This is a genomic window from Streptomyces sp. NPDC060027, assembly GCF_042737005.1.
GTDB lineage: Bacteria > Actinomycetota > Actinomycetes > Streptomycetales > Streptomycetaceae > Streptomyces.
In genome coordinates, this window is sequence record NZ_JBHWVI010000002.1 from 80,066 (window position 1) to 92,083 (window position 12,018).

Annotated in this window: 10 protein-coding genes; 7 read left to right on the forward strand and 3 right to left on the reverse strand. The window is 70.6% G+C overall.

Annotated features, from left to right (window positions below):
- Window positions 1-562 precede the first annotated feature (562 nt).
- Window positions 563-1,729, reverse strand: coding sequence for a xylose isomerase (gene xylA, locus ACFWBT_RS01025; protein WP_385694229.1), 1,167 nt, complete (start codon window positions 1,727-1,729; stop codon window positions 563-565).
- 199 nt (window positions 1,730-1,928) lie between these two features.
- On the opposite strand from xylA, the gene xylB reads away from it, so the two are divergent.
- The 7 genes from xylB (at window position 1,929) to ACFWBT_RS01060 (ending at window position 10,165) form a co-directional block, all read left to right on the forward strand.
- On the forward strand, window positions 1,929-3,374 hold the full coding sequence (gene xylB / locus ACFWBT_RS01030) for a xylulokinase (protein WP_385694231.1): 1,446 nt from the start codon (window positions 1,929-1,931) through the stop codon (window positions 3,372-3,374).
- A 171-nt stretch (window positions 3,375-3,545) separates the two neighbouring features.
- On the forward strand, window positions 3,546-4,754 hold the full coding sequence (locus ACFWBT_RS01035; RefSeq protein WP_385694234.1) for an ROK family protein: 1,209 nt from the start codon (window positions 3,546-3,548) through the stop codon (window positions 4,752-4,754).
- 194 nt (window positions 4,755-4,948) lie between these two features.
- Window positions 4,949-5,332 carry a hypothetical protein gene (locus tag ACFWBT_RS01040; protein WP_385694235.1) on the forward strand — a complete coding sequence of 128 codons (384 nt, stop codon included), beginning with the start codon at window positions 4,949-4,951 and terminating at the stop codon, window positions 5,330-5,332.
- A complete protein-coding gene (locus ACFWBT_RS01045) occupies window positions 5,329-6,342 on the forward strand; it encodes an acetamidase/formamidase family protein (protein ID WP_385694237.1) in 1,014 nt (337 codons plus the stop codon). The genes ACFWBT_RS01040 and ACFWBT_RS01045 overlap by 4 nt, the downstream gene beginning before the upstream one ends.
- A 114-nt stretch (window positions 6,343-6,456) precedes the next feature.
- On the forward strand, window positions 6,457-7,056 hold the full coding sequence (locus ACFWBT_RS01050) for an N-acetylmuramoyl-L-alanine amidase (protein WP_385694239.1): 600 nt from the start codon (window positions 6,457-6,459) through the stop codon (window positions 7,054-7,056).
- Window positions 7,057-7,167: 111 nt separating this feature from the next.
- Complete coding sequence (locus ACFWBT_RS01055; protein WP_385694241.1) at window positions 7,168-8,505, forward strand: GAF domain-containing protein; 1,338 nt, start codon at window positions 7,168-7,170, stop codon at window positions 8,503-8,505.
- Window positions 8,506-8,641: 136 nt separating this feature from the next.
- Window positions 8,642-10,165, forward strand: a complete 1,524-nt coding sequence (locus tag ACFWBT_RS01060; RefSeq protein WP_351127512.1) for an aldehyde dehydrogenase family protein — start codon at window positions 8,642-8,644, stop codon at window positions 10,163-10,165.
- Window positions 10,166-10,327: 162 nt separating this feature from the next.
- Here ACFWBT_RS01060 and ACFWBT_RS01065 read toward each other — a convergent pair whose 3' ends face one another.
- Both ACFWBT_RS01065 and ACFWBT_RS01070 read right to left on the reverse strand, forming a co-directional pair.
- Window positions 10,328-11,722: a tyrosine-type recombinase/integrase gene (locus ACFWBT_RS01065; protein ID WP_385694244.1), complete on the reverse strand. Its 1,395-nt coding sequence runs from the start codon at window positions 11,720-11,722 to the stop codon at window positions 10,328-10,330.
- Window positions 11,713-11,910 carry a helix-turn-helix transcriptional regulator gene (locus ACFWBT_RS01070; RefSeq protein ID WP_385694247.1) on the reverse strand — a complete coding sequence of 66 codons (198 nt, stop codon included), beginning with the start codon at window positions 11,908-11,910 and terminating at the stop codon, window positions 11,713-11,715. Before ACFWBT_RS01070 ends, ACFWBT_RS01065 begins: the two co-directional genes overlap by 10 nt.
- Window positions 11,911-12,018: the final 108 nt, after the last annotated feature.

Genomic DNA, 12,018 nt, shown 5'->3' on the forward strand with positions numbered 1-12,018 from the left:
GGGTGTTGCGGCGCCGCCCTCCGCGATGACCGCCGGGGCCGCCCGGCGGTCCGGGAGGCGATCCCGGAGGCAGCGGTGGCGGCCATCTCCCGCCGCCCTGCCCGGGAGGCCCGTCGCCCCCCTGTGACGGCGAACCGTAGTCCCCCGAGGGAGGTCCGCTTCCCCCCGGAGGAGAGCCGTAGCCACCCGGGGGCGGACCATAGCCGCCCGAGGACGGGGGCCCGTAACCGCCTGAGGACGGGGGACCGTAGCCACCCGAGGACGGCGGGCCGTAACCACCCGAGGGCGGAGGGCCGTAGACCCCGGACGGCGGGTCCGGGACATCACCTCCAGGAGGCGGCGCGCCTCCCGGCGACCATCGAGGCTGACGCGGTTCGGGCGGCATGGCCATACCGCCAAGAGTCGCCTCGAACCGGTCATGGCGCGACCCCTGTGCGGAAGTTGATACGGACTCATGCCATGGATCGCACGATTCCGGTGAATTCCACGCGAAGATCGACAGCCGAAGAGGGCGGACCGGACCCGCCCGAGAGCGGGTCCGTGCACCCGGGGAGCGAACCGATCAGCCCCGCGCACCCAGGAGATGGTCCATCGCCAGCTGGTCCAGCTGCTCGAAGGCCATCCCGCGCGCGGCCGCGGCCTCGACGTCGAAGTCCTCGAAGGCGGCGCGGTCGGCGAGCAACCCCGCCAGGCCGTCCGCCGCGGTGGGCTGCGCCAGCTCGTCCAGACGCGAGGCGCGCAGCGCCTCCTGGACCTCGGGGTCGGCCCGGAACTCGGCCGAACGCTCGCGCAGGATCAGGTAGTTGCGCATGCAGCCCTCGGCCGACGCCCACACGCCGTCGAAGTCCTCGGTCCGCGGCGGCTTGAAGTCGAAGTGCTTCGGGCCCGCGTAGCCGGCGCTCTCCAAAAGGTCGACCAGCCAGAAGGCGGCCCGCAGATCGCCCGCGCCGAACCGCAGGTCCTGGTCGTACTTGATGCCGGACTGGCCGTTGAGGTCGATGTGGAAGAGCTTGCCCGCCCACAGGGCTTGCGCGATGCCGTGCGGGAAGTTCAGCCCGGCCATCTGCTCGTGGCCGACCTCGGGGTTGACGCCGTACAGCTCCGGGCGTTCCAGGCGCTCGATGAAGGCGAGGGCGTGACCGACGGTGGGGAGGAGGATGTCGCCGCGCGGCTCGTTCGGCTTGGGCTCGATCGCGAACTTCAGGTCGTAGCCCTGGGAGATCACGTACTCGCCGAGAAGGTCGAACGCCTCCTTCATGCGGTCGAGGGCGACGCGTACGTCCTTGGCGGCCCCGGACTCCGCGCCCTCCCGGCCGCCCCAGGCGACGTACGTCTCGGCGCCGAGCTCGACCGCCAGGTCGACGTTGCGGATGGTCTTGCGCAGCGCGTAGCGGCGCACATCCCGGTCGTTCGAGGTGAACGCGCCGTCCTTGAAGACGGGGTGCGTGAACAGGTTGGTGGTGGCCATCGGCACCTTGAGGCCGGTGGCGTCCAGGGTCTGCCTGAACCGCTTGATGTGCGACTCGCGCTCGCTGTCCGAGGATCCGAAGGGGATCAGGTCGTCGTCGTGGAAGGTCACTCCGTAGGCGCCGAGCTCGGCCAAGCGCTGCACCGACTCGACCGGGTCCAGGGCGCGCCGGGTGGCGTCGCCGAACGGGTCCCTTCCCTGCCAGCCGACGGTCCACAGGCCGAAGGTGAACCTGTCCTCGGGGGTGGGCTGGTAGTTCATGCCGCGGCTCCTTGCTAGCTCCGACTATTTCGTCATGGCAGTTTACAAATTAGTATGCGGACGCTTCTCTGGGAAGAGACGAAGTACGAATCCCTGGTCACTTCGGTCCGGGGACGAAGCGCGGGATCCGGGCCGTGGCGGCCTGGACAGCCCCGTGACCAGGACAGATCCCGCGGAGCCGCGGAAGAGGGAGAGCCCGATGTCAGCAGCCGAGGGTCCGCTCGTCGTCGGGGTGGACTCATCCACCCAGTCCACCAAGGCCCTGGTCGTCGACGCGTCGACCGGACAGGTGGTGGCGAGCGGACATGCGCCGCACACCGTCTCCACCGGTGCGGGTCGCGAGAGCGACCCCCGCCAGTGGTGGGACGCGCTCTGCGAAGCGCTGCGCCAGTGCGGTGACGCCGCGCACGAGGCCGCGGCGGTGTCGATCGGCGGGCAGCAGCACGGCCTCGTGACGCTCGACGCGCGGGGCGAACCCGTACGCCCCGCGCTGCTGTGGAACGACGTGCGCTCGGCACCGCAGGCGCGTCGGCTGGTCGAGGAGCTCGGCGGCCCGAAGTCCTGGGCCGAACGGACCGGCAGCGTGCCGGCCGCGTCCTTCACGGCCACGAAGTGGGCCTGGCTGGCCGAACACGAGCCGGACGCCGTCCGGGCGACAGCGGCGGTCCGCCTGCCCCACGACTACCTCACCGAACGACTCACCGGGCAGGGCACCACCGACCGCGGCGACGCCTCGGGCACCGGCTGGTGGGCGTCCGGGACGGAGGCGTACGACGAGGAGGTCCTCGCCCACATCGGTCTCGACCCCGCCCTGCTCCCCCGCGTCGTCCGGCCGGGCGAGGTGGCCGGAACGGTGCACGCCAAGGGTGAGCTCCCGTTCTCCAGGGGCACCCTGGTGGCGGCCGGGACCGGGGACAACGCGGCCGCCGCGCTCGGCCTCGGGCTGCGCCCCGGCACGCCGGTCGTGAGCCTCGGCACTTCGGGCACGGTGTACGCCGTCTCGACGCGCCGCCCCGCCGACCCGAGCGGCACCGTAGCGGGGTTCGCGGACGCGCACGGCCACTGGCTCCCGCTGGCCTGCACGCTGAACTGCACGCTGGCCGTCGACCGGGTCGCCGCGCTGCTCGGCCTCGACCGCGAGGCCGTCGAGCCGGGTGCCGCGGTGACGCTGCTGCCCTATCTGGACGGCGAACGCACCCCGAACCTGCCGCATGCCTCGGGACTCCTGCACGGGCTCCGGCACGACACGACGGGCGGGCAGCTGCTCCAGGCCGCGTACGACGGCGCCGTGCACTCCCTGCTGGGCGCCCTGGACCTGGTGCTGGACGCGGACGCCGACCGCTCGGCGCCGTTGCTGCTGATCGGCGGCGGCGCCCGGGGCAAGGCCTGGCAGCAGACCGTACGCCGGCTCTCGGGCCGGCCCGTTCAGGTGCCCGAGGCCAGGGAACTGGTCGCGCTCGGCGCCGCCGCCCAGGCGGCGGGTCTACTGACCGGGGAGGACCCGGCAGCGGTCGCCCGGCGCTGGGGCACCGCCCGCGGGCCGGTGCTCGACGCCGTGGAGCGGGACGAGGAGACGCTCGCGAGGATCACCGGGGTACTCTCCGACGCGGCCCCGCTGCTCGAACGGGAGCCGAACAGGAACTGACCAGGATCGACCAGGCCGCCCCGGTGGGACCTGCTCCCACGAGTGCCGGTCCCGCGTGAGCGGGCCCGGCTGCGGGGCCACCCACCGGGCCTCTCACGACGAGAGACCGCCTGGTGGGGACCGGCACCGAGAGAGGCCGACGGGAACGGCCGGACGAGGATCGACGGAGGCATGACCGCACCGCTGCACGAGGCCCACCCCACCGGTTCCGGCCGGCGACTGCCCGACACCCAGCAGGGCATGCGCCGCCGCAACCTCTCCCGGGTCATGCACACCGTCAGCGCCGAGGGACCGCTGTCGCGGGCCGCCGTCGCCTCCCACATCGGTCTGACCCGGGCGGCCGTTTCGACGCTGGTCGACGAGCTGATCCGCGCGGGGCTCCTCGAAGAACTGGGGCCCGAGCGGCCGGGCACAGTGGGGCGTCCCGGCTCCGCGCTCGCCGTCAGCGGGCACGGTCCCGCCGGAATCGGCGCGGAGGTGGGCGTCGACCATCTCGCGGTATGCGCGGTCGACCTCCGCGGCGCCGTGCGGGCCCGGGCGGTACGCCACGGCACGAACCGCGGACGGCCGGCCGAGCCGGTGATCCGCGAGCTGACCACGCTGATACGCCAGGTCGTCGCCGAGGCCGAGCGGGAGGGCCTGTGGCCCGCGGGCCTCGCCGTCGCCGTCCCCGGACTCGTGGCACGCGACGCCCGGACCGTGGTCCGCGCCCCCAACCTCGACTGGCACGACGCGGACCTCGGCGCGCTGCTGCCCTCGGAACTGCCACTGACCGTGGACAACGAGGCGAACTTCGGCGGTCTCGCGGAGCTCTGGCTCGGTGACGCGACCCCACGTGACTTTCTGCACGTGTCCGCGGAGATCGGCATCGGCGCCGCGGTGCTCGTGGACGGGCGGCTGCTGCGCGGGACCCGTGGTTTCGCGGGCGAATTGGGCCATGTGCCCGTACGGCCGGAGGGACCGGAGTGCCCCTGCGGTGGACGCGGGTGCCTCGAACAGTACGCGGGCGAGGAAGCCGTGCTGCGTGCCGCCGGTCTGGAACTCGGCGAGGACCGGGTCGGGCTGCTGGGCCGGCGCGCGGCCGCGGGCGATCCGGACGTACGCCGTGCCCTGAGCGACGCCGGAACCGCGCTCGGTATCGCTCTGACGGGGGCGGTCAACCTGCTGGACCCGGAGACGGTCGTGCTGGGCGGGGCGCTCGCCGGTCTCGCACCGTGGCTGCTTCCGTCGCTGGAGGGCGAGTTGGCGCGACGCACGGCGGGACCCGCCTGCGCCGTTTCCGTCTCCCGGCTGGGATCCGACGGACCTCTGCTGGGTGCGGCCCACTCGGTGGTGCGAGGGGTCCTCGACGACCCGGCGGCGGTGGCCGGGCGGTCGTAACCGGCGGAAGCCGAGCCGTTCCCCCTTGCGGGTGATCGTCTTGTCCACAATCGGCGGGCTGTCCACCGACCCACACCTCGCCCTTCCTGCCCAACCGGCGGGCGCCGTACCGTAATTCACGCGAGGCGCAGCCGTCCTACCGATGGCCGCGTTCCGGGCGGATCGGGGGGCACATGTCGGACACGCTGTTCTGGATGCTCGTGTTTCGCACGGTGGTCGGCTCGACGATCGCCGATGCCGAAGCGCGAGCCACCGTCGCCACGCGAACGGCCTTCTTCCTGGGCCGGATTCGGGTCCTGTACCTGCCTGGTGCGATCGCCATCGCCATCGCCATCGCCATCGCCCCGCCGAGGTCCGCGGGCCTGCGCACCTTCGGCCTCCCGACCGGGCCGACCGGGCCGACCGGGCCGACCGGGCTCGTGTCGTACGCGGGGCCGGTCGTGGCGGTCCGGATGCCGGCCGGTGTCGTGATATTGATCATCCTGCTCCGCCACCCCGGGCGGATAGCCGGGACCGCCCGTGTCCACCTCGAGATGTCCACCCCCGCCCCTCGGCAGAGCGGAGCTGTGCAGCCATGAGCGACCCCCGGATCCTGACCGTGCGGCCCGAGCCGGGCGAGTTCGCCTGGACGTTCGGCGGCGCACCGCCCGTGGCACGCATCGCGCCGGGCACCGTGCTGGATCTCTACACCGAGGACTGCTTCGCCGGACGGGTGCGCTCCGAGAAGGACTTGGTGTCCGAGGTGTGCGCGTTCCCGTTCCTCAATCCGCAGACGGGCCCCTTCCATGTGGAGGGGGCGGAGCCGGGTGACACGGTCGCGGTCCACTTCGTCTCGATCGAGCCGGCCCGGGACTGGGCGGCGTCGACGACGGTCCCCCTCTTCGGGGCCCTGACCTCCACGCACACCACCGCGACGCTTCAGCCGCCGCTGCCGGAGACCGTGTGGATCTGGCGGCTCGACCGGGAGCGGCGAACCGCGCTGTTCAGCGCGCGGGACAGCGACATCCGGATCGAGCTGCCGATGGATCCGATGCACGGCACCGTCGGTGTGGCGCCCGCGAACCTGGAGGTGCGTTCCGCCCTGGTGCCCGACGCGCACGGCGGGAACATGGACACGCCGGAGATGCGGGCCGGGGTGACCTGCTATCTCGGCGTGAACGTCGAGGGGGCCCTGCTCAGTCTCGGTGACGGGCACGCCCGGCAGGGTGAGGGCGAGACCTGCGGAGTCGCCGTCGAGTGCGCGATGAACACGGTGGTGATCGTCGAGCTCCTCAAGGGGGTCGCCACCCCGTGGCCGCGCATCGAGTCCGACACCCACATCATCTCGACCGGCTCGGCACGGCCTCTGGAGGACGCCTTCCGGATATCCCAGCTCGACCTCGTGCGGTGGCTGGTGCGCGACTACGGGTTCAGCGAGCTGGACGCGTACCAGTTCGCGACGCAGACGGTCGAGTCACCCCTCGCCAACGTCTGCGACACGAACTACACGTGCGTCGCCAAGCTGCGCAAGGAATGGCTGCCCGCGCGTGAGACCCACCGCGGACTGCACGCCCGACTGCGCGAGACGGCCGCGGCACTCCGGTACTGATCGCGCGACCCGCGCGGAGCCCGGACCGGCTCTCCGACTCCGCGTCCGGTCCCCCACCATCCATCCTCACGGCCCCACCCCACCCCACCCCCACCGACGAAAGGCCAGCACTCCATGGAGCGAGCACGGTCGTTCCCGAGCCGGCGGCGGCTGCTCAAGGGCGCTGCCCTCGCCGCCCTCCCCTACGCGTTACTCCCCGATGTCAGGGCGACGGCGCAGACCGCGGCCGTCGACTATCCGGACGCCGAGTGGATCCCGGCGACCAGCTCCAACTACACGGCGTCCGACCGCCCCGACAGCTATCAGCTCGACTACGTGATCATCCATGTCACCCAGGCGACGTACGCCAACACTCTGGCCATCTTCCAGAATCCGCAGAAGCAGGTGTCCGCGCACTACGTCGTGCGCTCGGCCGACGGCCATGTCGCCCAGTGCGTGAGAGAGCGCAACGTCGCCTGGCACGCGGGCAACTGGGACTACAACACCAGAAGCATCGGCATCGAGCACGAGGGCTGGGTGGACAAGCCCGCCTACTTCACCAACGCCCTCTACGAGGAGTCGGCCAGGCTCACCGCCACGATCTGCGACCAGTACGGGATTCCCAAGGACCGCGCCCACATCCTCGGCCACTACGAAGTGCCGGGCACGGATCACACCGATCCCGGTCCGAACTGGGACTGGACGCGCTACATCAGGCTCGTCAACTTCGCCTGACCCCGGAAGCCTCGCGGTGAGCCCGGGCGGGCGCGCCGCGAGGCCCGACCGGACGCGCCGACCGGAAGGTGAGCGTCACACGGGTTGTCGGGGCCCGCACCGGGAGTGACGATGGGACCCAGCCGCATCGCCTTCCGGGAGGCCGAGTTGACCGATCCTTGGGTGGCCCTGGAACCGGGGACCGACCCCGCCGAGCGGGTTCGGCTGCTGCGCCGCGCGTACGAGTCGTTCACCGAGGCCGGGACGGTGCCGCGGCCGGTGCGCTCCGTGGTGGCGGACTCGTGGCGGCGTTCGGCTCGGGCGGGCGTCGTCCCGGACGGCAGCGCGAGCGTGGAGCTCATGGACGGGGAACTCGGTTCCTACCGGGCGGAGCATCCGCTCGCCCGGGTGATGCCGCTGTTCCGTGAGCTGATGGGGACGTTCGCGGCGGACGGGGAGCACCTTCTGGCGGTGTGCGACGCGCAGGGCAGGCTCTTGTGGGTCGAGGGCCATCCGGGGACGCGGCGGCAGGCCGGACGGATGAACTTCGTGCCGGGCGCGCGGTGGTCGGAGACGGCGGTCGGTACGAACGCGCCGGGCACGGCGGTCGCCGTGGACCGTCCGGTGCAGGTGTTCGCGGCCGAGCACTTCATCCGGCGGGTGCAGCCGTGGACCTGCGCGGCGGCCCCGGTGCACGATCCGCGCACCGGGCGGGTGCTCGGCGCGGTCGACATCACGGGCGGGGACGGGCTCGCGCATCCGCACAGCCTCGCCTTCGTGCAGGCGGTGGCACGGGCCGCCGAGGCCCATCTGGCCCTGCTCGCACCGCCGCAGGCCATGGCCGGCGCCCTCGAACTGACCGCGCTGGGGCGCGACGAGGCTCAACTCGTCGCGGAGGGACGGAAGATCAGACTCAGCCGCAGGCACAGCGAGATCATGGTCCTGCTGGCCCGTCATCCGGAGGGCCTGACGGGCGACGAGTTGCTGTGCGCGCTGTACGAGGACGAGTCGGTGACGCCGGTGACGCTGCGCGCCGAGCTGGCGCGGCTGCGCAGAATCCTCGGTCCTGGCCTGCTGGGCTCGCGTCCCTACCGGCTCACCCGGCCGGTCGAGACCGACGTGACGGTGGTGGAGCGACGACTCGGTACCGGCGCGGTGACGGCGGCCGCGGCGGTGTACGCCGGTCCGCTGCTGCCGGGGTCGACGGCGCCCGCGGTGGTGCGGTTGCGGCGAAGGCTCGCCGACGGGCTGCGGACGGCGCTGATCGCCCGGCGGGACCCCGATCTGCTGGCCGACTGGGCCCGTGCGCCGTGGGGCGATGACGATCTCGACGTCTGGCGGGCCCTGTCCGCGGTGCGCCCGGCAGCGGCCGTACACGCGCGCCTGGCGGAGCTGGAGTCCGAGCAGGCCGCACCGGCCGGATGGGCGCGCTCCGCGCGGAAGGGCCGTAGGCGACCGGAGCCGCGCTGACGGAGGAGGCACGTTCCACCTGCGGGGCGGGGAGGGCGGTTACGGGGACGCGCAACGTCGTTGCAACGTCCGGGTTCCTAGCCTCGCGGCGAGAGCTGCCCAACGGCGGGCAGCGCTTCTCCGGGAGGCAGACAGCATGACCCGTTACGCGGCGCCCGGCTCCGAGGGCGCGATCGTCTCCTACCAGGCGAGGTATGACCACTTCATCGGCGGGGAGTACGTTCCGCCGGCTCGCGGGCAGTACTTCGAGAACCCGAGTCCGTTGAACGGGCAGCCATTCACGGAGGTCGCGCGAGGCACAGCCGAGGACGTGGAACGCGCGCTCGACGCGGCGCACGCGGCGGCCCCCGCCTGGGGTCGCACCTCCGTGACCGCGCGCGCCGACATCCTGCTCAAGATCGCCGACCGGATGGAGGCGAACCTGGAGAAGCTGGCGGTCGCCGAGAGCTGGGAGAACGGCAAGCCGGTGCGCGAGACCCTGGCGGCCGACATCCCGCTCGCGATCGACCACTTCCGCTACTTCGCGGGTGCGATCCGCGCCCAGGAGGGCTCGCTCGGCGAGGTCGACGACGACACCGTCGCGTACCACTTCCACGAGCCGCTCGGCGTGGTCGCGCAGATCATCCCGTGGAACTTCCCCATCCTGATGGCGGTGTGGAAGCTTGCTCCGGCGCTGGCGGCGGGCAACGCCGTGGTCATCAAACCGGCCGAGCAGACACCGGCGTCCATCCACTACTGGATGAGCCTGATCGCGGACCTGATCCCGCCGGGTGTGGTGAACATCGTCAACGGCTTCGGCGTGGAGGCGGGCAAGCCCCTGGCGTCCAGTGCGCGGGTGGCGAAGGTCGCGTTCACGGGTGAGACCACCACGGGGCGGCTGATCATGCAGTACGCCTCGGAGAACATCAAGCCGGTCACGCTGGAGCTGGGCGGGAAGTCCCCGAACATCTTCTTCGACGACGTGTGGGCGCAGAACGACGACTTCCGCGACAAGGCGCTCGAAGGCTTCACGATGTTCGCGCTCAACCAGGGTGAGGTGTGCACCTGTCCCTCGCGCGCCCTCGTCCAGCGCGGCCACTACCGCGAGTTCATGGAGGCGGCGGTCGCCCGCACCGAGCTCATCAAGCCCGGGAACCCGCTCGACACCGACACGATGATCGGCGCCCAGGCCTCCAACGACCAGCTCGAGAAGATCCTCTCCTATCTGGACATCGGCCGGCAGGAGGGCGCCAAGGTCCTCACCGGCGGTGAACGCATCGAGCACGACGGAGAGTTGAAGGGCGGCTACTACGTCCAGCCGACGATCTTCGAGGGCGACAACCGCATGCGGATCTTCCAGGAGGAGATCTTCGGCCCGGTCGTCTCGGTGACGTCGTTCGACGACTTCGACGACGCCATCAAGATCGCGAACGACACTCTGTACGGGCTCGGCGCGGGTGTGTGGACGCGGGACATCAACACCGCCTACCGGGCGGGCCGGTCCATCCAGGCCGGCCGCGTCTGGACGAACTGCTACCACGCATATCCGGCACATGCCGCATTTGGTGGCTACAAGCAGTCCGGAATCGGCCGCGAGAACCACAAGATGATGCTGGAGCACTACCAGCAGACGAAGAATCTCCTTGTGTCGTATTCGCCGAAGAAGCTGGGCTTCTTCTAGACGCACGAAAAAAGGCGCCTGACCTGGTCTTTCACCCGTCAGGCGCCTTTCCCTCAGCCTGCTCTCGGCCGAGCCCGGCTTGCGTGCTAACTCCCAGTTCCTCCCACACCTGTACCGCTCCTGACCAGTACTTCCGGACCAGTCACGGACCAAACCCACGCTTCAGCCCTCGGTTGCTTCGCCTTGGCTGACACGCCCCCACTCCTGCATCGACTGCTCGATGAGGCGGTTCGCCTGTTCTCGAACGCCGTCGAGGAACTTGGCGTAGTGACGGAAGAGAACCTCGATGCTTTGGCCGGCGCGGCGGGCGCATTCGGCCGGGTCTACTCCGGAGTAGAGCCAGAACGAGATCCCCGCGTGCCGGAGATCGTAAGGTCGCTTAGCTAGGCCAGAGGTGCGCTCCGGGCGAGTCAGGGCGTGTTCCCGGGCCCGCGCCCACGTCTTGCCGTATGCGGCAGCGTCGACGTAGTTGCCAGCCTCGTTCCGGAAGAGTCGGCCATCAGGTGCCACGTCGAAGCATTCCACGTGGGCACGCAGCATGCGTACGAACTGCGGTGGGATGGGCACAGGCCGCGTCGCGCTTGCCGCGCGGCGCTTGAGCGAGTGCACCTCGTGCACCTCACCGTCGTCAGTCCACTCCTTGCCGGACGTGACGACCCCGCCCGAAAGGTTGAGCATTCCCCATCCGGTCTTCGGCAAGTGGCATTGCTCGATCCGAAGATGGATGACCTCAGCGGGCCGCATGGCCGCGAAGTACATGCAGCCGAAGAACGCCTCAAGATGACGCCCCCGCCCCGACTGGCCGGCAACAGCCTCGAGTAGCCGAAGCACCTGGGCCGGATTCGGAACGGCAGCCGGATCCACCTCCTCATTGACCGCCGGCGCATTCCACCGGATCCCGTTGAGGGGGTTCTCCGCGAAGTACCTCTTCTCCACAGCAGTGTTGAGAGCTTCGTTGAACGCAGCCCTTTTGCGTCGAGCTGTCTTGGCCGCAGCCGCCTTGCCGTCCAGCTTGCGGCACATAGCATCGAGGGCCCTGCGCAGAACATCCGCATCCGCAAGGGCGCTGACAGGCAGAGAGTTCCGCTTCATCCAGTCCAGCGCGTGGAGCCACTCCTCGTCGGGTTCGCGCTGCCAGGCGTTCTTGTTGAATGCCCAGGAGTACAGGGCACGCCTCAGTACCCGCGGATCGGAATACGTTGCGCCGGGGTGCACCAGGGCGGGCGTGATGGTAGCGAAGGCATCGGCCAGGGTGCGGCGGGTGTTCCCTGGAGTACGCTCCCATCTTTGCTCGATGTATTCGTGCGCCAGGTCGTACCACGTAGTCCGCTGCTTGATGGCCCGCAACTCAGATGCGGGCAGACCGGTGTGCTCATCAAAAGGCTCACCCTCGCGCGCCGCTGTCATCAGCTTCGCGCGCCGGCTATCAGCAAGCGCGAACGTGATGAAGGACGCGGACTTCTCGCACCCGTTGACCGTCCACCGGATCTGGAAAGGCTTGCGCCGATCAGAACGCTCGCGTATGTCCCAGAAGCGGACGTTATAACTCATAGCCATCCAGGCGTATCCCTTTCACACGCCTCCCACCACGCATCCAGATCAGCGCGGCGGCAGCGCAGTTCACCATTCGGTAGCTTGATCATTCGGGGAGCCTGACCGCGAGCGCGTAGGCGGTAGAAGGCCGATGCGCTCATGCGGATTTCCGCTAGGACTTCGGCAAGCTTGAGCGCAGGTGGACGAGCCATTGATGCCTTCCTCGGGCATTCCGGATTTGTCGGCCACCCAAGCGGCAGCGCGACTTGTACCCACTCCGCCACAGCTGATGGGCAGGCGCTGTCAGTTACAGGGGCTGC

Excerpts from the sequence above, each read along its gene's own strand:
- xylA (WP_385694229.1), bottom strand. The coding sequence starts at position 1,729 with ATGAACTACCAGCCCACCCCCGAGGACAGGTTCACCTTCGGCCTGTGG.
- xylB (WP_385694231.1), top strand. The coding sequence starts at position 1,929 with ATGTCAGCAGCCGAGGGTCCGCTCGTCGTCGGGGTGGACTCATCCACC.
- ACFWBT_RS01035 (WP_385694234.1), top strand. The coding sequence starts at position 3,546 with ATGACCGCACCGCTGCACGAGGCCCACCCCACCGGTTCCGGCCGGCGA.
- ACFWBT_RS01040 (WP_385694235.1), top strand. The coding sequence starts at position 4,949 with ATGCTCGTGTTTCGCACGGTGGTCGGCTCGACGATCGCCGATGCCGAA.
- ACFWBT_RS01045 (WP_385694237.1), top strand. The coding sequence starts at position 5,329 with ATGAGCGACCCCCGGATCCTGACCGTGCGGCCCGAGCCGGGCGAGTTC.
- ACFWBT_RS01050 (WP_385694239.1), top strand. The coding sequence starts at position 6,457 with ATGGAGCGAGCACGGTCGTTCCCGAGCCGGCGGCGGCTGCTCAAGGGC.
- ACFWBT_RS01055 (WP_385694241.1), top strand. The coding sequence starts at position 7,168 with ATGGGACCCAGCCGCATCGCCTTCCGGGAGGCCGAGTTGACCGATCCT.
- ACFWBT_RS01060 (WP_351127512.1), top strand. The coding sequence starts at position 8,642 with ATGACCCGTTACGCGGCGCCCGGCTCCGAGGGCGCGATCGTCTCCTAC.
- ACFWBT_RS01065 (WP_385694244.1), bottom strand. The coding sequence starts at position 11,722 with ATGGCTATGAGTTATAACGTCCGCTTCTGGGACATACGCGAGCGTTCT.
- ACFWBT_RS01070 (WP_385694247.1), bottom strand. The coding sequence starts at position 11,910 with ATGGCTCGTCCACCTGCGCTCAAGCTTGCCGAAGTCCTAGCGGAAATC.